At 51.5% G+C, this 21,053-nt stretch carries 20 protein-coding genes and 1 riboswitch; of the genes, 9 read left to right on the top strand and 11 right to left on the bottom strand.

Going from position 1 to position 21,053, the window contains the following annotated elements:
* Positions 1–7: 7 nt before the first annotated feature.
* From PXY01_RS11800 to PXY01_RS22350, 4 genes are all read right to left on the bottom strand, one after another.
* Positions 8–667: an SGNH/GDSL hydrolase family protein gene (locus tag PXY01_RS11800; protein WP_127570116.1), complete on the bottom strand. Its 660-nt coding sequence runs from the start codon at positions 665–667 to the stop codon at positions 8–10.
* A 453-nt stretch (positions 668–1,120) separates the two neighbouring features.
* The gene (locus tag PXY01_RS11795) at positions 1,121–1,300 is read right to left on the bottom strand and encodes a DUF350 domain-containing protein (RefSeq protein WP_246027897.1); all 180 of its coding nucleotides are present in this window, start codon (positions 1,298–1,300) and stop codon (positions 1,121–1,123) included.
* On the bottom strand, positions 1,263–2,291 hold the full coding sequence (locus PXY01_RS11790; RefSeq protein WP_127570112.1) for a glutathionylspermidine synthase family protein: 1,029 nt from the start codon (positions 2,289–2,291) through the stop codon (positions 1,263–1,265). Before PXY01_RS11790 ends, PXY01_RS11795 begins: the two co-directional genes overlap by 38 nt.
* A gap of 79 nt (positions 2,292–2,370) precedes the next feature.
* Positions 2,371–2,544: a hypothetical protein gene (locus PXY01_RS22350; RefSeq protein ID WP_164744395.1), complete on the bottom strand. Its 174-nt coding sequence runs from the start codon at positions 2,542–2,544 to the stop codon at positions 2,371–2,373.
* Positions 2,545–2,697: 153 nt separating this feature from the next.
* Between PXY01_RS22350 and PXY01_RS11785 the strand changes: the two genes are divergently transcribed.
* The gene (locus PXY01_RS11785; protein WP_246027896.1) at positions 2,698–3,585 is read left to right on the top strand and encodes a polysaccharide deacetylase family protein; all 888 of its coding nucleotides are present in this window, start codon (positions 2,698–2,700) and stop codon (positions 3,583–3,585) included.
* Positions 3,586–3,718: 133 nt separating this feature from the next.
* On the opposite strand, the gene PXY01_RS11780 is transcribed toward PXY01_RS11785, so the two are convergent.
* Positions 3,719–4,375 (bottom strand): 3D domain-containing protein, encoded by a 657-nt coding sequence (locus PXY01_RS11780; protein WP_127570110.1) that lies wholly within the window; start codon positions 4,373–4,375, stop codon positions 3,719–3,721.
* 6 nt (positions 4,376–4,381) lie between these two features.
* A riboswitch (cyclic di-AMP (ydaO/yuaA leader) is annotated at positions 4,382–4,560 on the bottom strand.
* A 206-nt stretch (positions 4,561–4,766) separates the two neighbouring features.
* Between PXY01_RS11780 and PXY01_RS11775 the strand changes: the two genes are divergently transcribed.
* The 7 genes from PXY01_RS11775 to PXY01_RS11745 all read left to right on the top strand — a co-directional run bounded on the left by PXY01_RS11775 (position 4,767) and on the right by PXY01_RS11745 (position 14,216).
* Positions 4,767–5,801, top strand: a complete 1,035-nt coding sequence (locus PXY01_RS11775) for a mannose-1-phosphate guanylyltransferase (RefSeq protein ID WP_127570108.1) — start codon at positions 4,767–4,769, stop codon at positions 5,799–5,801.
* Positions 5,802–5,809: 8 nt separating this feature from the next.
* Positions 5,810–6,769, top strand: a complete 960-nt coding sequence (locus tag PXY01_RS11770; protein ID WP_127570106.1) for a GDP-mannose 4,6-dehydratase — start codon at positions 5,810–5,812, stop codon at positions 6,767–6,769.
* Between the two features lie 46 nt (positions 6,770–6,815).
* A complete protein-coding gene (locus PXY01_RS11765; RefSeq protein ID WP_127570104.1) occupies positions 6,816–8,978 on the top strand; it encodes a glycosyltransferase in 2,163 nt (720 codons plus the stop codon).
* Complete coding sequence (locus tag PXY01_RS11760; protein WP_164744394.1) at positions 8,975–10,240, top strand: glycosyltransferase; 1,266 nt, start codon at positions 8,975–8,977, stop codon at positions 10,238–10,240. Before PXY01_RS11765 ends, PXY01_RS11760 begins: the two co-directional genes overlap by 4 nt.
* Before the next feature lie 237 nt (positions 10,241–10,477).
* The gene (locus PXY01_RS11755) at positions 10,478–11,560 is read left to right on the top strand and encodes a GerAB/ArcD/ProY family transporter (protein WP_127570100.1); all 1,083 of its coding nucleotides are present in this window, start codon (positions 10,478–10,480) and stop codon (positions 11,558–11,560) included.
* The gene (locus PXY01_RS11750) at positions 11,557–13,083 is read left to right on the top strand and encodes a spore germination protein (protein WP_127570098.1); all 1,527 of its coding nucleotides are present in this window, start codon (positions 11,557–11,559) and stop codon (positions 13,081–13,083) included. The genes PXY01_RS11755 and PXY01_RS11750 overlap by 4 nt, the downstream gene beginning before the upstream one ends.
* A complete protein-coding gene (locus PXY01_RS11745) occupies positions 13,080–14,216 on the top strand; it encodes a Ger(x)C family spore germination protein (protein WP_127570096.1) in 1,137 nt (378 codons plus the stop codon). Before PXY01_RS11750 ends, PXY01_RS11745 begins: the two co-directional genes overlap by 4 nt.
* Positions 14,217–14,337: 121 nt before the next feature.
* Here PXY01_RS11745 and PXY01_RS11740 read toward each other — a convergent pair whose 3' ends face one another.
* The 3 genes from PXY01_RS11740 to PXY01_RS11730 form a co-directional block, all read right to left on the bottom strand.
* Complete coding sequence (locus PXY01_RS11740; protein ID WP_164744393.1) at positions 14,338–15,027, bottom strand: CAP domain-containing protein; 690 nt, start codon at positions 15,025–15,027, stop codon at positions 14,338–14,340.
* A 167-nt stretch (positions 15,028–15,194) separates the two neighbouring features.
* Positions 15,195–15,974: an FkbM family methyltransferase gene (locus PXY01_RS11735; RefSeq protein WP_127570095.1), complete on the bottom strand. Its 780-nt coding sequence runs from the start codon at positions 15,972–15,974 to the stop codon at positions 15,195–15,197.
* Between the two features lie 46 nt (positions 15,975–16,020).
* Positions 16,021–16,413 carry a hypothetical protein gene (locus PXY01_RS11730; protein WP_127570093.1) on the bottom strand — a complete coding sequence of 131 codons (393 nt, stop codon included), beginning with the start codon at positions 16,411–16,413 and terminating at the stop codon, positions 16,021–16,023.
* Between the two features lie 130 nt (positions 16,414–16,543).
* Here PXY01_RS11730 and PXY01_RS11725 point away from each other — a divergent pair, with 130 nt between their 5' ends.
* Positions 16,544–17,170 (top strand): DUF1796 family putative cysteine peptidase, encoded by a 627-nt coding sequence (locus PXY01_RS11725; protein WP_127570091.1) that lies wholly within the window; start codon positions 16,544–16,546, stop codon positions 17,168–17,170.
* 102 nt (positions 17,171–17,272) lie between these two features.
* Here PXY01_RS11725 and PXY01_RS11720 read toward each other — a convergent pair whose 3' ends face one another.
* From PXY01_RS11720 to PXY01_RS11710, 3 genes are read right to left on the bottom strand one after another with little or no spacing between them, the layout of a single operon-like run.
* Positions 17,273–18,202 carry an ABC transporter permease gene (locus PXY01_RS11720; RefSeq protein WP_127570089.1) on the bottom strand — a complete coding sequence of 310 codons (930 nt, stop codon included), beginning with the start codon at positions 18,200–18,202 and terminating at the stop codon, positions 17,273–17,275.
* Between the two features lies 1 nt (position 18,203).
* Positions 18,204–19,310: an ABC transporter permease gene (locus PXY01_RS11715; RefSeq protein WP_127570087.1), complete on the bottom strand. Its 1,107-nt coding sequence runs from the start codon at positions 19,308–19,310 to the stop codon at positions 18,204–18,206.
* A gap of 2 nt (positions 19,311–19,312) precedes the next feature.
* Positions 19,313–20,995, bottom strand: a complete 1,683-nt coding sequence (locus tag PXY01_RS11710) for an ABC transporter ATP-binding protein (protein WP_127570085.1) — start codon at positions 20,993–20,995, stop codon at positions 19,313–19,315.
* Positions 20,996–21,053 lie beyond the last annotated feature (58 nt).

Raw genomic sequence — 21,053 nt, 5'->3', positions numbered from 1 at the left:
TTGTGCACTATGCGCGTTTCGAGTAATCAAAGCCAACAGCATCTAGTAGCGCACGGGCAATAACCATGTGACCCGCTTTATTCGGATGAATGCGGTCCCAAGCCAACTGACCAGAATAAATGTGCTTCAATACGCCGTCGAACGCTGCTTGGGTATCAACGAAATGTGTACCGTTGCGCTCGGCGATGGCGCGTACAACCGCTCCATACCGGTCCATCTGAGCGCGCATTGCGTCGTCACGATTCGATTCAATAAGAAACGGCGTCATTAACACAATACCTTTAACAAGCGGCTTCGTCCTAACGACCAGTTCTTCGAGCGTACGCTCGTATTCGTCGATCGGTACTCCCAGCTCCGGCATTGTCGCACGGTCGAAATGACGCCAGACATCGTTCGTACCGATCATAATCGTCAGCCAGTCTGGCTTAAGGTCGATGACATCTCTTTCCCAACGTTCGTGCAAATCACGTACCCGATGTCCGCTCGTGCCGACATTAATAAGCCGAAGCTTCAGCTCCGGATATGCGGATTGCAAGAAAGCGTCTACGAGCTCAACGTAGCCGTTGCCCGCTCCGCCGTCACCGGCTTCGCCGATCGGTTGTCTCCGATCGCAGTCCGTAATGGAGTCGCCGATAAGTACAATTCTGTCTCGTTGTTTAAAAAGCATACTCAACGTTCCCCTCTCGCACATCGCGCTAAATGTAAAGTTAATCCTACAGCTACACATGGAATCCTAAATATTCGACTGATAAGCTGCAGCACCATCGCTGCCCATTCATGTCGGATCAAGGTCAAAACCAACTATGAATGCGCTCTCATTCGACAGAACAAGTAACCCCCGAGCGTTCAAACGCAGCCGACGAGTTCATTCTCTAGTCTCTAGTGTTTCCTCTTTCATCATTCCCTCGCACGCCTACCGATTACAATTGCGCTCGTCATAATGGATCTGATGGCAACGGCAGCTCTTGAGCTACACCTATCATTGTATCAGGCTTTATAACGATTGGGGATAATGATTTTGAGTTTCCAGTAATATTCATAGTAATTAGTATATTATACCAGTAAACATGAGAAGAGCATGATGACAGCAAGCCTTGGGCCGCATGCTCTATACTCGAAGCTACATCAGAATGGTGCCGATTACGAGCGAAACGCCGACAATGATCGAGCGCAGCAAATGGGCGACCGCCTTGTTGCCTGCCGCGATTTCTTGACAAATCTTAAACTTAGGCGTCGCCAGATCAAACAGAACATAAACGAGACTAAGCACGGCGATACCGACGATCGACCAGCCAATCATCGCCCACCGGCGTCCAATACGTATCTGGCAAATAGCGGCGAATGAATGCAGCATCTTCGGGAGTTAGAGGATATGATGGATCATATTCCACATCATCGGCCGCAGCAAGCGCCCATAGAAGCGCCAGAAAGCCTTTGCTTTGCGTAATGGCGCTTTGCGCAGGATTAATGAGCCCAAGTCGACCTGCAACTGCAAGCCGCAGTACCTCTTCGCCGATCGGAAAGCTCTCTTCGTCTCGATCATCCGCCAGCAATTCGAGCGGATACAGCCGATACCAGATCCCGACTCGTTCTCCGCGCCAATACATTCCGTCCCCCTCAACCACTTCCAGCTCTCGGAACGGCGCAAATTCGGCCTCTAATCCTGCCTGCTTTGCCTGCTCCATAACGTAAGCCGTATTGGCCGCATCCTCCGGATGCTCCTGCCAATCCAAAGAACTAAAAACAAGCTTCCCGTTAACGCCGAGCGAGCGGTAATGCCCGACGATCTGGCTCAGTGCTCGCTGCAAACATTTATTCATTCCATCCGACGGATTCTTCCTGTCAGCAGCATACTCTGCCAACAGCGAACCGGCCAGATATGCAGCCTCCGGCACACCTGTCGGAGTATCGGTATTATTTTCTATCCATACCGGCCCTTCCTGTCCGAGCAGCCAATCCTGCCGCGAGAGCACGTGGTATGGTACTTCGCAGCGAGCCGCAGGGACGATAGCAGGATGGATACCTAGACGGTGAATGAGGAATGCATCAGGCAGAGAACGCTGTACGAATCTAAGCACGCTGCGATAGATCCGGTCGACTGTCTCCGAAGAAGCCCGGACAACTTCCACTTCTTCCGGAGTGTACGGAACGAAAGCGGACAAACAATAAGGGCTGCCGTACATGTAATGGTAGGGTACAATCCGCTCCCTCTCCCCGGCGAAAATTTGTTGGCGCGCGTGCAATAACGGGACTGCCATTCGGCCTGCCGCTTTCAACCTGTCGTTCATCATTAACAGTCAACCTCCACCGCTGAAGAAGCCGCTGCTTTTGCCAATTCCGCTGCGCGATTTATAAAATTCCGATTGCTTATCAACTGCTGAGGATTTGGAGCGATAGCCCTTGCCGTAATACCATGCCGACGACGAATGAGCTCCTTTGCCGGAAGTCCCAGACGGAGTCCGTCCGAACGACTGTCTGAAGATGATTGTCCCATTCAGCGTATGTAAGCTTCTCAGGTCGACGCATTCGATCAACCATGTTCATTCGTTCCCGCTCCTCCTCTCACAACCAACATGTACGTCATACGTCCACACGAAGCAATCGTTTCACGAACCATACATATTTTAGTCGAATAAGGGGGAAAATGAAGTAGTATCGTACGTTGTACAGTCTCTCCGATCCGAAGGGAGAACTCTAATGAAGCTACCGTCATTGCTGCGTTTACTGCTAGTCATCCTGCTGCTTCACATCATGGTTCCTATAGTGCCTGCCTCATCTCCTTTGTATATCGACGAGCTCCTAGTCCGCCCTGCCCATAAACATCGCAATGATTATGCGTGGGCAGCAGCTGCGGAGCCAGCGTTGACATCTGCCGGAGAAGGGGCTGAATCGGTGTCAGTGTCTGCACCTAGACGGCGGACCGTCATAAGCTGGGTCACGCTAGAGAAGCATTACCCCGGTGTATTCGTCACGCACGGCCCCCGCAACAAACGAAAAGCGGCACTGACGTTCGATGACGTACCAGACCCTCGCTATACTGGCAAGGTTCTCGACGTATTGGCTCGTCATCATGTCCAAGCCACATTTTTTGTTCTTGGATCGCTGGCCGCCCGCCATCCAGCGCTCGTCAAACGAATGGCGAAGGAAGGCCATGCCGTCGGGAATCATTCCTACAGCCATGCCTTGTTCTCGCAGCTGTCGCAAGAGCAATTCCGCCGCCAAATTGTCCGTACAGATGCTGTGCTGAAGCCGCTTATCGGATACAGCCCACGCTTCATCCGCCCCCCGTACGGAGAAGTACGGCCGAAACAGCTTCAGTGGGCGAAACGCAACGGCTATGTCGTCGTCAATTGGGATGTCGATTCTGTCGATTGGCGAAGCCTCCGCAGCCGAAACGTTATCCTGAATATCCGCCGAACGATTCAGCCCGGCTCAATCATTCTGCAGCATGCTGGCGGCGGTCCAACTCAAGATTTGTCCGGCACAGTCGAAGCGCTCCCCCGCATCATCCGGCTGCTCCAGTCCAAAGGCTACGAGCTCGTAACGATCCCGGAGCTGCTCGGCTCTTCTGCGGGAAGAAAATAGGTGCCTTTCGGCACCTATTCACCGCAGCCTTCGCTTACGCTCTCGCGAGCTCGCATGCCCAAAACAAAAAGGATGCCCATACGCCGCACTGCAGGCGGCCGATATGGACATCCCTTTTGTATAATCTCGAATGTTACTTCAGCACATACACCTTCACATACTGAATGCCAAATTTTTTCGCTTGGGTAGTTGTGCCGTTGACGAAAATGTCGATACGGTTTCCTTTTATCGCACTTCCTGCATCCGATGCCGTTGCAAGCATGCCGCCGCTTGGAAGCCCAGCATAGTCATACCCGACGATATACAGCTTGCTTCCGAGCTTTATTTGGCTCGGATCGACTGCGACTGTACCGACCTTAAGCGGATTGCCGAAATAATCAACCGCGCCCCAAGCTCCGTTCTCTGATGCCGCCGACGTGTAAGCAGTAGCCTTCGCTTGAACCGTTTTTAGCACGCCGTACGTTTTGCCTCCAGCAATAATTTCTCCGTTGCCGATCGAAGCTGCTTTCACAGAAGCAGCCGCTGCCATCGTCTTCGCTGCGGTCGCCGCCGGAATGACGAGCCGCTGTCCAATTGCAATATTGTTTGGATTCACATTCGGATTCGAAGAAGCAATCTGGTCTATAGAAAGTCCATAATACTTAGCCAATGTCCAGAATGTTGTCGTTTTCGAAGCGATGTGAATCGAAGCAGCGTCGGCCGACGCCGCCGACCAGGCGATCGAAATGCCCGCTATTGCAGCTGCAGCCGTTCGTGCCCATTGTTTCAAGCGTTTGTTAACCAAAGTCATATCCAATTATCCTCCTGTAAATACGCCTACGAGGTTAGTTGTCGGATTCGGATGAGGAGTCACCCTACGCATGGACGTCATATCCAGCGATTCACCCCGAGGAAATGAGTTGCAGCACCTCATACATTGATGCTGAACGATCTCCAAAAATCTCCCCCGCACGTTAGTTTCGGCTCGCGTTAAACAATACCACACCCAGCAAGGCACCGAAACAGGTAAATCATGGTTAACGCCGCAATCGCAAGCCCTCCAAGGCATTCCGTCAGCCCGTACAAATGCCGTTACGTGATCGTTTCGCATCTGAATACAACGGCATAACATTTGCGTGAGAACTGCACCCTTCGTATGTCGGTACGGTACGTCTCGCGACTGGAGGTGGTGGTCTATTTCAATGAATGTTGTCATAATGGCCGGCGGCAAAGGAACAAGATTTTGGCCTCGAAGCGTCGAGAGCGTGCCGAAGCAGTTTTTATCGTTCATCACAAGCGAAACACTGCTGCAGCAAACGGTCGCCCGCTTCCGAAAGCTTGTACCAGAGAATCGTCTGTTCATTGCAGCCCCGAGTATTTATATGCCGATCATATCAAGTCAGCTGCCCGGCTTTCGTCCGGAGCAAACAATTATCGAGCCGGAACAAAAAGATACAGCCGCAGCAATAGCTTTCACGGCTCATTCGATGCTTGCAAGAGATGACGATGCCCCGATCGTATTCGTACCGGCCGATCAATTTATACACAATGAATTTCGTTTTCTTGCTGCAATCGACCGTGCTGCCCAAGCTGCACAAGAGCCGCGGGCCATCGTGACGCTTGGCATTCGCCCTAGCCGTCCCGATACCGGATTCGGCTACATGGAGCTTGAGGCTTTACCACTGAGCGATTATGAAGCACCGGATGCTGATTTTCACGTTCACCGCGTCGCAAGGTTTTTGGAGAAGCCTGATGCCGCTACTGCCGTCCAATTGCTCTCGAAACCCAATGTATTGTGGAACAGCGGTATTTTCGTATGGAGGCCGTCGACGATCGCTTATCACATCGCGCTATCCGCTCCGCAGCTATGGAAGCCTCTAGAGGATTACCCAGATAATCCATCCTCTGCCTATGCCGCCATGCCAAAGCTATCCATCGATTACGCCGTTATGGAGAAGGCTGAGTCCATCTGGTGCATTCCAGTCGATTGCGGTTGGGACGATATCGGATCTTGGTCGGCATTTCGCCGGCATATGCCGCAAGACAGCTCCGGCAACGTGCAACAAGGACCGGTCCGTCTGGTAGACAGCGAAGGTAACACCATATATGCCGAGACCGAGACGCTTCTAATAGGCGTATCCGACCTGATCGTCGTCTCGACTGCGCATGGCTTGCTCGTCTGCCACCGATCCGAAGAGCCCCGCCTGAAATATTGGATTAATCAATCCTCGAGGTGATGATCTAATTGAAAGCTTTAATAACCGGCATTAGCGGCTTTGTCGGCAGCCACATGGCAGAGTTTTTGCTGAAGGAAGGCGTCGAAGTCGTCGGTACGATTCGTCAGCGGAGCAGAATGAATCATATCCAGCACCTTCTTCCTCACGTCCGGCTCATCGAGTGCGAGCTGCGCGACCCGCTTTCTGTCGAGCAATTAATGGACACTGAAAGACCGGACTACGTATTCCATCTCGCGGCGCAAAGCTTTGTCCCAACCTCTTGGAATTCCCCAATCGATACGATCCATAACAACGTCGTCGGCCAAATTCATCTATTCGAATCAATCCGCCGTTTCAATCTGCCGACGAAGGTCCAAATTGCATGCTCCAGCGAAGAATATGGCGAGGTGCATGTCCATGAGGTGCCGATCAATGAGAACAATCCGATTCGTCCGCTCAGCCCTTATGCCGTCAGCAAAGTAGCGCAGGACTATTTGGGGTACCAATACTTCCGAAGCTATGGTATTCCGGTCGTGCGCACCCGAACGTTTAATCATACTGGCCCGCGGCGGGGAGAAAATTTTGTCACTTCTAATTTTGCTAAACAAATCGCTGAAATTGAGCTTGGCCTGCGCCCTCCTGTCATCCATGTTGGTAATTTGCAGGCGAAACGGGACTTTACCGACGTACGGGATGTCGTCAGAGCGTACTGGCTGGCGCTGGAGAAAGGAACACCGGGCGAATGCTACAACATCGCCTCAGGCAGCTGCGTAACTATCGAAGAAATGCTCAACTTACTCCTATCGATGTCTACCGTGCAAGTAAAGGTCGAGCAGGACCCCGCACGCATGCGCCCCTCCGACGTCGAAATTTTGCTCGGGGACGCTTCTAAGTTTATGAGCCATACCGGATGGAAGCCGGAAATTCCGTTCGAGCAGACGATGTTGGATTTGCTCAATTACTGGCGTACTGAGCTGGCTAATACCTAATCGTCCTAAGCAGGTTTGACAAACCACTAAGGGGGGATGATCTATAATGGCAACCGCTACAGCACTACAACGGAGCAAGCAGAGAAGACAACGCCGCTCACTAAGCGGTAGAGCGCGTTCACGAAGCAGGCGGACGGCCGCGCGGGCACGCCGTTTAGGCAGACGGATACCATCCGCCTCGCGTCGGCGCCGACGCGCATGGCTGCGCCGTCGGAAGCGTTCGAGCCGGCGGAACAACAGACTCCGTAGAGCTTGGCCGATCCGATCTCGCATCCCCGTATGGGAACGCTATGAGCGAGATCCTCAATACGGCACCTTTAATCCCGGCCTGTCCGATCCCGATCGTCCAACAGCCGACTTGCGTCCACTTGCCCGGCCCGTCTCGATCCTCATTCTAACGTGGAACGGATTGGACTATACGCGCAGATGTATCGAAACATTGGAGCGTACGCTTCAGCCAGGAATGATAGACGTCATCGTCTTCGACAACGGCAGCACAGACGGTACGGTGGACTACCTGCGTACCATCCCTTGGATAAAGCTTATTACGCATCCCGTCAATATCGGCTTTGTAGCTGGTAACAATGCTGCGCTCCCTCACGCCCGCCCGGACAGCGATATCGTACTGCTGAACAATGATATTTTGACCGAGCAAGCAGACTGGTTGTCCAAAATGCAGGAAACCGCCTACCAGTCCCATGACATCGGTATTGTCGGCTGCCGTCTGCACGGCCCGGAAGGACAGCTTCACCATGCCGGCTCCTATATTTTGCCTGATAATTTAAAAGGCCAGCAGATCGGTGGAGAAGAAGCTGACGTCCGCCAATACAACGGTATCCGTGACGTTCAAGGTGTCATATTCGCATGCGCCTATATCAAACGGGAAGTGATTCAGCGCATCGGCTTTCTCGATCCGGATTATTTCTCTTACTTTGAAGACACGGATTACTGCTTGAAGGCTATTACAGCCGGGTATCGGGTTGTCTGCGACGGAAGGGTAACGCTGCACCATTATCACAATACTTCGACTCGCGTGAACGGCGTTGACTTCTGGGCTATGTATAACCGCTCCAAAGAGGTGTTCCGGACGAAATGGCATGCCGCATTAGAGGCGCGTTATGAGCGCGGCGTAAACTGGCATTCGGTCGCTTATCTGCCGATCTTCGGCTATTCGGAATCGTCCAAAAACTTAATGCTGGCGCTTGACCGCAACCATATGAAGGTCTCGTACCAATACTTGTATGGAGAAGGAACACCTATGCCGATCGACGAGCCCGACACCGGCCACGATATGCGAATTAATTTGTTCAAGAAACGCCCTTACGCGGGCGACGGCGTTCAGATTGTATATGGGCAAGGAGATGTTTTCTACAAAAATACGGGTCGTTATAAAATCGGCTATACGATGCTTGAAGTAAACGGGTTGCCAGGTGACTGGGTGCAGCAAAGCAATCAGATGGATGAAATATGGGTACCGACACATTTCAATGCCCAGACATTCCGGGAAAGCGGCGTTCGCGTGCCGATCCATGTCATGCCGCTCGGCTTCGACCCCGATTATTTTCACCCTGGTATACGGAGCAAGAGGTTCGCGGATAAATTCACCTTCCTCTCCGTATTCGAATGGGGCGAGCGCAAAGCGCCAGAGCTTCTGCTGGAAACGTTCGCGTCTACATTCTATCATCGGGATGACGTGCTGCTCGTCTGCAAAATTATGAACAACGATTCGTCCATCGATGTTCCGGCCGAAATTCGCAAGCTAAGGCTCGGCTCTGCCGCAGACCGGATTTTAGTCCTTCATAATGATAAAATTCCGTCCGCGTGGATGAGCAGCCTGTACCGATCAGCCGACTGCTTCCTGCTGCCGACACGCGGTGAAGGCTGGGGAATGCCGATTATGGAAGCCATGGCTTGCGGTCTGCCAGTCATCGCGACGAACTGGAGCGGCCAGACTGAATTTATGAATGAGTCGAACGCATATCCTCTTCGCGTCAAGCGGCTTGTTCCTGCCGAGGCGAGATGCGTCTACTATACCGGCTTCAGCTGGGCCGAGCCGGACGCCGAGCATTTGCGCCATCTGATGCTTCATGTGACGGAGCACCGGGAGGAAGCGGCAGAGAAGGGACGCATGGCAGCCGCTGACATGCACGCAAGATTTACGTGGGATCATGCGGCGGCGCGAATAAAGCAACGGCTGATGTCATTATGAGAGCGCAGCGAAACAGATTAAAGCATGCTCGCCGCCGAGGGAGGACACGAGGTAAGGCAGCGCGCTTCACACGCCGTTCGTTAAGGAGAAACGGCAAACAGCGACATGCCGTTGGCAGAGCGTTCGCTCCTGCCGTCCAACAGCCTGTATATGAAGGGCTGCCCGGCGTGCAGCTCGTCGGGTTCAGCCGGTCTGACTCCGGCATTGGCGAGGCTTGCAGGCTGCAAGCCTCGTCGATGCTGACAGCCGGCGTCCCGACATCGATTATTTCGTGCGATGCCTTGTCCCTTAATATGCCGTCCGATGAATCCTGTGTACATCTTGAACGGAATGAGCCGATTTATCGCTGTACGGTGCTTCAGTTTAATCCCGACATGCTCCCGCATGTGCTGGGCAAATACGGCCATCGTATAGTCGAGCGTAAATTTACGGTCGGCTACTGGCATTGGGAGCTGATGGAGCTTCCGGATGAATGGACAACGCACTGGAACTATTTTCACGAAATATGGACGCCATCGCAATTCGTAAGGGATGCTGTAGCAGCAAGAAGCCCGATCCCTGTACTGACGATGCCTTACGGCTGCGTACCCGATGACGGGTTCCGGCCTGGCCGGGCCTATTACGGACTGCCAGCTGAACGATATTTGTTTATGACCATGTTCGATACGCACAGCTTCATTGAACGTAAAAATCCGCTCGGGGCACTGGATGCCTTTCTGCTCGCATTCGGCGGCAGCGATCCATCGGTCGGTCTCGTACTGAAAGCGAACAATGCACACCACGGCGGAGCGGCGCTTGCGCATTTAAAACAACGAATCGTCGGCTGCAGCAACGTTTATATTATTGAGGCCAGCATGACGCGGCAGCAAACAAGCGGGCTTATCGGCGAATGCGATGCATACGTCTCGCTGCACCGGTCGGAAGGCTTCGGACTCGGCATCGCAGAAGCGATGGTTCGCGGCAAGCCTGCCATTGCAACGAACTGGTCGGGAAGCACCGACTTTCTGAACAGCAGCAACGGCTTCCCCGTCGGCTTTAGGCTAACTCCGATCTCCGACACGATTGGCCCTTATCGCGCTGGAAGCCTATGGGCCGATCCAGACTTAGAGCAAGCGGCCTATTACATGCAGCTTCTTGCTCGCGACAGGCAAACTGGCATCCACCTTGGCGCAGCTGCCGCCCGGACTATCTTCTCCCGCTACCATCCAGCCATTGCCGGCGCCGCCATGCGCCAGCGGTTGACGCAGCTCGGACTGTTGTAGTCGGTGTCGCTTTCGCATACGAATGTTCTTCCGATCGCTGTTGTTTTCGGATTCTTCTGAATTCATATAATACCGTCCAATGGTAAGAATCCGAAAACAAAGGCGAACGCTGACACTTCTCTCACAAAGACGAATCCAGTATACAAATGCGTTCTTAATGAGACAATATGGGAATAAATGCTTCGAAGTTCATTCTACAAAATTAAAGACGGAACTTTATGGAGATGCGATGAGTTAATGCAAAAAATTTCAGTGTTACAGTCATACATAATCATTTTGCTTTCAGTAGGTTTGCTCAACCATGTTATCATCACCCCTTTGCTGCTTGGTGCATCGGGACGAGATGCCTGGCTTGTAGTGATTCTTGTATTAATCTGTTCACCAATATGGGTCGGCATTCTGAGCATTATCCTAAACAACATGAACGGCATGCATGTTAAGGATTGGTTAACGAAACACTTCGGAACATTTTTCTCAGCAGCCTTAATGGCTCTACACAGTGTACTTGTATGGTTTATGGGGTTCATTTCCTTAAAGGATACTACAACATGGACGATTGCAACGTATATGCCTCAAACCCCTATGCTTGTTCTTGCTGGCACAACGCTAATTGGATGTTTTTTTGCGGCATTTCAAGGGCTTCGCACCATTGCAATTTTTAGCGGAGTATTGTTGCCTTTTGTTATTATTCTAGGCAGTCTTGTCATGGCTACAAACATTCAATATAAAGACTACACCCTGCTTTTGCCCCTGTTAGAGAACGGAACACCTCCAATTTGGAAAGGTGTTCCGTACGCGGCTGGGGGATTGTTGGAGTTGATGGTGCTTATCTTATTTCAGCACAAATTAACAAAGAAGCCGGGTTTCAAAAGCTTAATGGTGATGTGCGTCTTACTATGCGGGCTTATGGCGGATCCTATAATAGGTTCAATTTCCATGTTTGGGCCTGATGAGGCGGCACATCAACGATATCCATCATACGCACAATGGAGGATGGTTCGACTAGGCGAATATGTCGAGCATGTTGATTTTTTTTCGATTTACCAATGGTTATCCGGTATGTATATTCGACTTTCCCTTTCTCTGTTTCTATTAAGCGAGCTGTGGAAATTGCAAAAGTATAGGTCGTTGCCTATGTTCCTGGGTGCCTTAGGTATGCTGGTTGCGACAATGTTGCCGATAAGCGATATGTTATTTCAAGATTTGCTTAGTCGATATTACTTCCCTTCGTTTTGTATCTTTACCCTTGGCGCCATGCTCGTGTACATCTCGGGAATATTTATTTCAACACGGCATAAAGGAGTATGTGAGAGAAGATGAGGAATTTCTTCAAAAATAATCGATCGAAGGACGGAAAGTCATCTAAACTAAAAGTGCCGCGCGATTCACGGCCTCTGAATGAGCAAAACCTTATTCAACATTTTCAGATGTGCTGTGATGTAAGTCATCATGTCTATAAATTAGTAGCTGGGGACGATCAATCGAGGATCGTTGCATTGTATTGCAGTGGATTATGTGACAATCAGCAGCTCATTCAGGATGTGGTGCTTCCTCACTTGACTCGGTATTATGAGAATCTCGGTTTTCACAACAATCAGGAAATTCTAGAGTCAAGCCAATTACAGCTTGAGAGCATTTCTTCCGAAGAGTGGGAGCAGCAATCCGAAACGGAGATTTTTGAAGGAAAATTGCTGTTGTTTATTCCGGCGCTAACTTTATTGTTCTCCCTCGACATATCGAAAAAGCCGGCACGTCAGCCCGAAGAATCCAATATTGAAGTCTCCATTCGCGGGCCGAAAGACGGTTTTGTTGAGGAACTCGGCGTCAATGTCGCATTAATTCGAAAACGAATCAAGTCAACCAGCATGGTATACGAAACGAAAACAGTAGGTGTCCGAACAAAAACAAACATTGCAATTCTCTATATGAGAGACATTGTTGATCCGAAAATTGTCCAAGAAATCAAGACGAAATTGGATCGCCTTCACATTGACGGTGTATTCAGCGCCACTCAACTGGAAGAGCTAATGGAACCGACCAAAGCATTGTTTCCTTTGATGGGCTATACGGGAAGACCAGACTTTGCCGTGAACTGCATGATGAATGGACGTGTAGCGCTGTTAGTGGATGGTACCCCAGCTGCTTTGATTGCTCCGGCCAATTTGTTCCTGCTTCTGAAAACACCAGAAGACATTCACTTTACTGCTTTGTCTGCTACGTTTGGACAAACGCTTCGTTTGCTTGGATTATGCGTATCGCTTATGCTACCTGGTTTTTGGGTCGCAATTCTTGCGTATCATCAAGACCAACTGCCCTATTACCTTCTTGCAACAATTGGCGTTAACCGGCTAGGTATTCCTCTTGGCTTGACAGGTGAAATGTTAATCGCGCTCATCTTTTTGGAAATATTGCGGGAAGCCGGTATTCGATTGCCTACTGCAGTTGGGTCTACGGTTACGGTAGTAGGAGGGCTCATTCTAGGAGATGCGGCTATTCGTGCAGGATTTTTGTCACCCGGCATCGTTGTTATAGGTGCAATTACGCAAGTATTCGGATCAACTTTATCCAGCCAGTCACTGTCTGGGACAATAAGCATTTTGCGTTTTTTTCTGTTCGCTTTGTCATCGATTATGGGGATCTATGGTTTCTTACTTGCATTGTTTATTGTAATAACTCACCTAGCTTCTTTACATTCATGCGGTTTGCCTTACCTGGCACCGGTTTCGCCTCCATTCAAAGATTTCTCCAATGCGTTGTTTCGTTTACCTTGGAAATGGCGGAAAACCCGCCCTGACATGCTAAACACTCAAGATTCCACACGCCAAGGGGATGGTCAGACATGAACGTACACAAATGTGCCGCTCTTCTCTTGCTCCCCTGCATTCTCACCGGATGCTGGAGTAAATATGAATTGCAAAACATGAATTATGCAACGGCCGTTGGAATTGACTATGTGGATGGTCAGTACATCATTTATGCGCAAATGCTCGATTACTCGACAGTCGCCAAATTGGAAGGGCAACAGAAGGCGGAACAGCCCCCGGTCTGGATCGGTAAAGGAATAGGTATCTCATTTACAGACGCAGCGAATGATTTATACAGCACTTCGCAACAAAGGTTAAACTGGGGACAAATCTCTGCCATATTGTTTAGCGAAAGGTTATTGAAGGAAAGAAAAGTCGGTGAAGTGCTGGAACTGATTAACCGATATCGTGAGATCAGGTACTTAGCGTGGGTATTCAGTACGCGCGACCCTCTCGATGAGATCTTAGTTGCGACTCCATTTTTCAGATTATCGCCAAAAGCATCGATTCTGCATAACCCCGAACAAAATTATCGGCAGCGTTCAATTCTCGCTCCGATCCGTATTCAAAATTTTGTTCTGGATTCAAACGAAAAAGCGAAGATAAGCTACATACCAGAAGTTTCTATCCGAAAGGGTCAGTGGAAAGAAAATCAAAAACCGCATGAGTTGCTTAGATATTCAGGCATTCAAATATACGATGAGGATAACTACTACGCACGCATGAGCCTCGAAGAAATAAAAGGAATGCCATGGCTGAATAAACATACCATTCGGCTTCCCATTAACTTGTTTACTGATAATAAGCTCGTTGCAGTTCTCGTCGCTGAAAAACCCGAATACAATGTAAAATCATGGGTTAAATATGACAAAGCATATTTCGATATTTCCATCAGGGTGAAGGCTGGAGTAAACGAGATACATACAAAAATTACGGAGCAAGAACTTACGCAGTTGGCTCAAAAAGAAATCGAACAACAAATTAGGCATACCTTTCAAAATGCGTTCGAAAAGAAAATAGATATTTATAATCTGGGAGAATTTCTTTTTCGCAAAAATCCTGATGAATGGAAGCGGATTGCATCCGATACTGTGCTTAACAAAGATTCCTTACGAAATATCAATGTTAATGTACAAATCGTATACTCTGGTAGATATAAGCTTTCACCTTGATGCTGATTCCATAAAAAAGCGATCTCTCCCCAGCAGAAAACCGGGAAGAGATCGCTGTATAATACGGAATAGCCCTATCATTACCAATCATTAATTTTTTCTTCATTATATAGATGGACACTTAGCCCGTAAATTCTTGTACCCATTCGCCGTTGTAGTAAGCGACGCCGATTTTCGTAAAGTTTTTGCTCAAAATGTTCGCTTTATGGCCGGCGCTGTTCATCCACGCGTTCATAACTTCCTGCGGCGTCCTCTGACCCTTCGCGATGTTCTCGCCTGCATACGAGTATTTCACGCCGTAGGAGCGCATCATGTCAAATGGCGAGCCGTAAGTTGGCGACGTGTGGCTGAAGTAATTGTTCGTGTACATATCCTTCGCTTTGTCAGCAGCAACCTTCGTAAGGAGCGAGTCGCTCGTCAGCGCGGACAGGCCTGCCTTCGCCCGCTCTTGGTTTACGAGATTAACCACTTGCTGCGCATAAGCGCTAACGCTCGTAGAAGTACCTGTACTTGGCGTGGACGTGCTGGTGCTCGGCTTCGGCGTACCCGTACTTGGCGCAGTCGTGCCCGTACTTGGCTTCGTCACCGTTCCTCCGTTATATTGGCTCCATATTTGATTCCAATCGAATTGAATACCATATTGTGCGGCGATTTTTTGCAACTCGCTCAAGCTGCCTGTCGTAATCGTTGTATATTTCGTCGTAACGACGGGTGCTGCGGAAGCCGACTGTCCCGCGACTCCGAAGCCTGCGAAAGCCATACCTGCGATAACGGCGCCTGCAATCGTCTTGCGAATATACTGCATGTTCATGTTTTCGTCCTCCCCGGATCGGTAAATGTCGTTCGAAACAAGAAGCGATACAAGTCGTCTCCTTTTCGATGCCATCTATCTTATCACGGGGGGATAAGACAAGCATGAATCAGTTTCTGGAAAAGATTAGAGGATTCTCAGACCACTTCTCACCTTTTTCAGAACATTCAGCCTTTAAACGTGCAATACAAATCGACAACCTCACGTCCGCCAACGAACATCGCCATCAGTTGTTCATAAGAAGCAAGTCGAGGAACCGTATAATTAAAGTCGATAATGTACAGATGAGGATATAATTTCCTCAATGTTTGATATAGAATAGCCGGGTCTTCCTTAAAAATCGTAAGCTGAGCCCCGGGATTAAACTCGACGATCAGGTCCGGCTTGAAGGCCGAAATCGTCTTCTCCATCCCGCGCAGCGCCGGCACCTCAGCACCTTCGACGTCCAGCTTAATTAAATCGAGCCGCTTCAGCCCTTTCTGCTCAGCCCAATCGTCAATTCGAACGCATTGAACGGTCTCCTGAATGCCCCGCTCCGCATGCTCCGTCGTCAGATGCGACCACGCGCCGCCGAAATCGATATACGAGAACTGCATCTCCATATTGCGGTCGAATACCCCGAGCCTCACCGGCTCAATAATTCCTCCGCCATTAAGCTGTGCATTGTAGGACATATAATGAAAGTTCATAGCTGACGGCTCGAACGCATACACGCGTCCCTGTCTGGCATAAGCGCTCATCGCTATCGAAATCGCCCCGATATTAGCCCCGATATCAAGGCAGACGCTGTCCGGCTTCAGTATATGCTGCAAAGCATTCATAACATGCGGCTCATAATAACCGCCGCTTTTCTCAATCCCGGCCAACACCTGATCGCTCGCGCTGCCTGTTAACAGGAATGGATGCGGATGATTCGGCAACCGAAGATACGTTGATTTATTCGTCATATTTTATTTTCCTCCTTATGGGAATCTGGGGAATCTGGAATCCAAGCTATAGCACAATGGCACGCATAATGACAGGCCCGTCAAGGATCGCCCGGCGGCCGGCTGAACATGCATTCAGCCAATACGTATGCGCTCCGGCTTCTTGTGCAGCTACATCGCAATCCATCGTCATCATGGCATGCCAATGACACATCTCTGAAATGCGGAACAGCTCGGGTCCCGAGCTGGACGAGGCACGGATGACGATCTCCATCTCACCCAGATCAGCCGTAATCGGCTTGCTCCAGCCGATCTCGAACGTGAGCCGAACGTTACAACCCGGCTTACTCGTCGTCAACGTTAGCTGTGCAATCGGCAGCTCCCATTCGGTCAACAGAAAAGGGACGATCTGATGTCTGTCCAGCCTAAATTCCGCCTGCTCCTTCATCTTGTACGTCATTCTCCTCTCGGTCTTCAACTGTCTCCTGTCTATTGTTCTATCTAGTATATGCTTGGCCGCGATTGCCCGTACGGGCATAGACTTGCTGACATAGGATAGATTAACAGTCTGAAAGAAAGGAGGTCTGCATATGGAGCTGAAAGAAATTGCCGGCTCATACGATGCGATCTTTAGTCTTGGCATGAACTGCCTGCCCTCCATCCAGCTCGAACGCAACGGAATCCGGCCATACACCGGCGTTCTGGATTGGGTCCATACCGATCATCTCAAGGATGTCACTCAGATGATCAACAAAAGGTTTGCGGATTTCGGACTTCGCCATAATCTCGTAAGCGAAGGTCCTTTCGGCGATTTTTTGCTGTTAAGAGATTTGGCGAACGGAATGGTCATCGTCCATGATTTTCCGTTGAAACGCAACAGTGCGACGAGCTTGACCGATTACGATGCCTTCCGCAAAAAAATGGATCGGCGGATCGAACGTTTTCTGCATAAGGCGGCAACCTGCAAGCGCATTCTGTTCATTCGAACGGGCGGCTATCCGCATGAAGCGTTAGAGCTGGAGCAGGCGCTTAGCGCCATCGTAAAGCATGAATTTCATATTCTGCTCGTTAATCACAATCCGGTTCCCGGGCTGATCGAGGATCACTGGACGCATAAGCATACATGCGCGGTTACGCTTCCGAGCCAGGTCGACATTTGGAACGCGAACGATCATTATTGGCGTCAACTGCTGCAGCATGTGAAATATACGGGATAGAAGTGCATGCAGCAGGGGCGAATAACGAAAAACCGCTGATCGCGGCACATCCGTATCCCGGAATATGCTATACGCTTCAGCGGTTTTTAACTCAAGTACGACTCAGACTCGCTGCTCTCGATAATAAGACACACCGAGCGATTGAGGCTGGCCGGACGGCTTGTTGCGGTTATACCAGCCGATGAATATGAGAACAAGTACCGTAATGAGGTATGGGAGCATTTTCAGAAAATATGGAGGTATTGCTGCTGTAACAGTCTGAATCCGATAGCCGAGCGCCTCGAACGCACCGAACAAATAAGCGCCGAGCAGCGCACGAACCGGGTTCCAGCGCGCGAATATTACTAGTACTACTGCAATCCAGCCTCTTCCGGCCGTCATTCCTTCCATCCAGTTCGGAGAGAAGACGAGCACAAGATAAGCGCCGGCCAGCCCCATCAGCATCGCCCCCGCTGCTATATGCCCGTATCGAACAGCTGCCACACGAATGCCCATTGCATCTGCCGTAGACGGACTGTCTCCGACGGCGCGCAGCTTTAGCCCCCAGCCCGTACGGAAAATATAAGCCTGCATGACGATCACCAGCACGAGGCTTGCCCATAGGAGCACATTCTGCCTCCCTAATAAATCGCCCAGCAGCGGGACGTTCTCCAGCATCGGTATATTCAGCCTCGGTATGCCGGATGGAACGGGCAGTCCCGCGTATGGCTTCCCGAGAAAAGCGCTTAGTCCGGTGCCCAGCAGCGTCAGCCCCATACCAGACAACGTCTGGTTCGCTTTCAGCGATACACACAGCACACCATGCAGCACGCCGAATGCCGCACCAGCGAACATCGCCATCGCGATCGCAAGCTGCCAGCTACCGGTGCGCGACAACGTGATGATGGAGACGACAGCCCCCATCAGCATGACCCCTTCTGTCCCTAGAAAAATGACACCGCACCGCTCCGACAGAATGCCCCCAAGCGTTGCGAACAGCAGCGGTGTGCCGGCGGACAAAGCAGCAGCGAGAAGCGTTGTAACAAAGTCCATGCTACTCTCCTCCCGTCCGGGTCGCCAGGCGCAGCCGAATCCGGTAGCTGCGCAGCTGTTCCCCGCCAATAAGGAATAATAAAATCGCCCCTTGCACGATAAGCGACATCGAAGCGGGAAGTCCGATCATCTGCACACTGTAGCCGCCGACGATTACGGCGCCGCACAGCACCGACGAGACAATCAGTCCCCATGGATTCAGCTTGGCGAGCCAAGCGACGATGATCGCCGTATAGCCGTAGCCTGGCGAGATCGAATACATCAGCCGGTGGGAGACACCCGATACTTCCGCCATCCCTGCGGCACCTGCCAGACCGCCGCTAATGAGCATGACGAGCAAAATCTGCTTCGTGACGGATATGCCCGCATGCCGCGCTGCTTCCGGATTGGAGCCAAGCAGCCGCAGCTCGTAGCCCCACCGCATCCGATTCAGGATGAGCCAATAGAAGAACACGCCGCCAAGGCCGATGAACAGCCCAAGATGCAGCCGGCCGCTTCCGAGCGTTGCAAGCTGCATCCACGTCTCGAACATCGGCGTACCGGGAAAATTGAAGCCTGCCGGGTCCTTCCATGGGCCATATACGAAATAATCGAGCAGCAGCAGCGCTATGTAATTCAGCATTAAGGAAGAAATGAGCTCATTCACTTGAAAATGCGTCCGCGGCACCGCCGCCAGCAGCCCCCATATGCCGCCAGCCGCCGCGCCTGCAGCGAACATGAGCGGGAGGTAGGTCCAATGCGGCATTCCCGGACAATAAATTGTGACGGCAGTCGTCGCAATCGCCCCCGCAATGAATTGTCCCTCCGCCCCGATGTTCCAGATCGAGATGCGGTAAGCGAAGGAAACGCCAAGACCGCACAGCAAGAGCGGAATCGCTTTGACAAGCGTCTCGCTGATGCCGCTCGCCGAGCCGAACGCACCGCGTCCCATCGTCTCGAACACGTTGATTGGATTGAGTCCGTTCAGAGCGATTAAGACACTGCTGAACAGCAGGGCAAGCAGCACAGATCCGATAGAGACGATAAACCCAGAAGCAGGAGAGACGCCCCGCTTGCTCCATTCCAGCCGATACTTACCGCCCGGTATGACGACCGCTTTACCGTTCATATCTATCGCCCTCCCTCAGATGATCGCCCGTCTGCCGGGGCTGTCAGCCTTATCGCTTGCAGCCGACCGTTCTGCTCCTTTACAGCTGTCTTCTCCGCCAATCCGGCCATCCGCAGGCCGATGTCTGTACGCGTCGCCTCTGCCGCTATAAACTCGCCATTAGCCGCTCCGTTATAAGCAACGACGATCCGGTCTGCGAGCCTCATCAGCTCATCGAGATCCTCGGAAATCAGAAGAATGCCGCTTCCTTCGTCTCGCAGCCGCCGAAGCAGCCGATGCACAGCGTCCGCTGCGCCGACGTCCAGCCCTTGCGTTGGATGTACTGCCAGCATAAGGAGCGGCCGCCGCTCCAGCTCCCGGGCGAACAACAGCTTCTGCTGATTGCCCCCGGACAGCATTCGCACCGGCGTTGCAACGTCCGGCATCCGAACGGCGAACTGTTCAACCAACGATTCCGCCCAAGCCGCATTTGCCTTCCGGCGCATAAAGCCGAAGAGAGACCGCTCTCGGCTGCGGTATGATTTCATGAGAAGATTGTCCACTGCATCGAGACCACCTGCCAAGCCGGTCTTCATTCGATTCTCCGGCACATACCCGACGCTGCGTCGAAGCATCCCTTTAATCGATGCTTGACGAATCAGCTCGCCATTCAACCACAGCTCGCCGCCAACGCGCGGCCGACTTCCGGCGATAACCTCGGCAAGCTCCTTCTGCCCGTTCCCGGCGACGCCGGCAACGCCCACAATCTCACCTCTATGCACGGAAAGGTCGAACCCTTGCAGCGCAGGCTCGCCGTGATCGCCAAGCGCTTGCACACCGCGCAGCTTCAGCAGCGGCTTGCCGTCCGCTTGGTTCAAGGGCCGCTGCGATGACAATTCCGCTCGCTCTTCCTCCCGTTCCCTGCCCATAATCCATTCAGCTAATTGCCGTTCATTCGTATCCGCAGTGCGCACCGTCCGCACCATCATTCCTCGCCGCATGACCGATATCCGGTCACATGCAGCCATAACCTCACGCAGCTTATGAGTCGTAAGAATGACCGTCTTACCGTCCTTTTTCAGCTCCTTCAGCGTTAAGAGCAAATCGTCCGCCTCTTGCGGCGTCAGTACAGCTGTCGGTTCATCCAGCACGATAACATTACATTGCCGATACAGCGTCTTCATGATTTCAATCCGCTGCTGCTCCCCAACCGACAGCTGCCAAACCGGACGGTCCAGCGGAATGAACAGCCGATACTGCTCGCACAACCGTGCGATCTCCGCACTCTTGCGCCGTTTCCAAGCTCCCCCTCTCCATAGATCAGCGAATCCACCAGCCTCCCCGAGTACAATATTATCCAAGGCTGTCATGGAGGAGACGAGCCGAAAATGCTGATGCACCATCCCGATACCATATCCGTACGCTTCTTTCGGCGAGCGAATACGCGCTTCACAGCCGCTTACCTTCACTGTTCCGGCATCTGGCCTATAGATGCCGAAAAGCACGCTCATCAGCGTGCTTTTGCCTGCCCCGTTCTCGCCGAGCAGCGCATGAATCTCGCCTCGCGCCACGTTCAGATCAACGCCGCCTAGCGCGACTGTGCTTCCGAACGTTTTGCGAATGCCCGACATCTCAACGGAATATTCAGCCGGATTATCAGCTGCTGCATATACAGAATCGCCGCTTGACGCATGCTGGATGCTCATGAGACTCACCGCGTCCCTTCGCTCATTTTACCGCTATTATAGAAGTCTCCTCGCAGCG

The organism is Paenibacillus xylaniclasticus (assembly GCF_004001065.1).
Lineage (GTDB): Bacteria > Bacillota > Bacilli > Paenibacillales > Paenibacillaceae > Paenibacillus_T > Paenibacillus_T xylaniclasticus.
This window is presented reverse-complemented; position numbering and strand designations above follow the sequence as displayed.

Coding starts and splice junctions, on each gene's coding strand:
- PXY01_RS11800 (WP_127570116.1), bottom strand. CDS start 667: ATGCTTTTTAAACAACGAGACAGAATTGTACTTATCGGCGACTCCATT.
- PXY01_RS11795 (WP_246027897.1), bottom strand. CDS start 1,300: ATGATTGGCTGGTCGATCGTCGGTATCGCCGTGCTTAGTCTCGTTTAT.
- PXY01_RS11790 (WP_127570112.1), bottom strand. CDS start 2,291: ATGATGAACGACAGGTTGAAAGCGGCAGGCCGAATGGCAGTCCCGTTA.
- PXY01_RS22350 (WP_164744395.1), bottom strand. CDS start 2,544: ATGAACATGGTTGATCGAATGCGTCGACCTGAGAAGCTTACATACGCT.
- PXY01_RS11785 (WP_246027896.1), top strand. CDS start 2,698: ATGAAGCTACCGTCATTGCTGCGTTTACTGCTAGTCATCCTGCTGCTT.
- PXY01_RS11780 (WP_127570110.1), bottom strand. CDS start 4,375: ATGACTTTGGTTAACAAACGCTTGAAACAATGGGCACGAACGGCTGCA.
- PXY01_RS11775 (WP_127570108.1), top strand. CDS start 4,767: ATGAATGTTGTCATAATGGCCGGCGGCAAAGGAACAAGATTTTGGCCT.
- PXY01_RS11765 (WP_127570104.1), top strand. CDS start 6,816: ATGGCAACCGCTACAGCACTACAACGGAGCAAGCAGAGAAGACAACGC.
- PXY01_RS11760 (WP_164744394.1), top strand. CDS start 8,975: ATGAGAGCGCAGCGAAACAGATTAAAGCATGCTCGCCGCCGAGGGAGG.
- PXY01_RS11755 (WP_127570100.1), top strand. CDS start 10,478: ATGCAAAAAATTTCAGTGTTACAGTCATACATAATCATTTTGCTTTCA.
- PXY01_RS11750 (WP_127570098.1), top strand. CDS start 11,557: ATGAGGAATTTCTTCAAAAATAATCGATCGAAGGACGGAAAGTCATCT.
- PXY01_RS11745 (WP_127570096.1), top strand. CDS start 13,080: ATGAACGTACACAAATGTGCCGCTCTTCTCTTGCTCCCCTGCATTCTC.
- PXY01_RS11740 (WP_164744393.1), bottom strand. CDS start 15,027: ATGAACATGCAGTATATTCGCAAGACGATTGCAGGCGCCGTTATCGCA.
- PXY01_RS11735 (WP_127570095.1), bottom strand. CDS start 15,974: ATGACGAATAAATCAACGTATCTTCGGTTGCCGAATCATCCGCATCCA.
- PXY01_RS11730 (WP_127570093.1), bottom strand. CDS start 16,413: ATGACGTACAAGATGAAGGAGCAGGCGGAATTTAGGCTGGACAGACAT.
- PXY01_RS11725 (WP_127570091.1), top strand. CDS start 16,544: ATGGAGCTGAAAGAAATTGCCGGCTCATACGATGCGATCTTTAGTCTT.
- PXY01_RS11720 (WP_127570089.1), bottom strand. CDS start 18,202: ATGGACTTTGTTACAACGCTTCTCGCTGCTGCTTTGTCCGCCGGCACA.
- PXY01_RS11715 (WP_127570087.1), bottom strand. CDS start 19,310: ATGAACGGTAAAGCGGTCGTCATACCGGGCGGTAAGTATCGGCTGGAA.
- PXY01_RS11710 (WP_127570085.1), bottom strand. CDS start 20,995: ATGAGCATCCAGCATGCGTCAAGCGGCGATTCTGTATATGCAGCAGCT.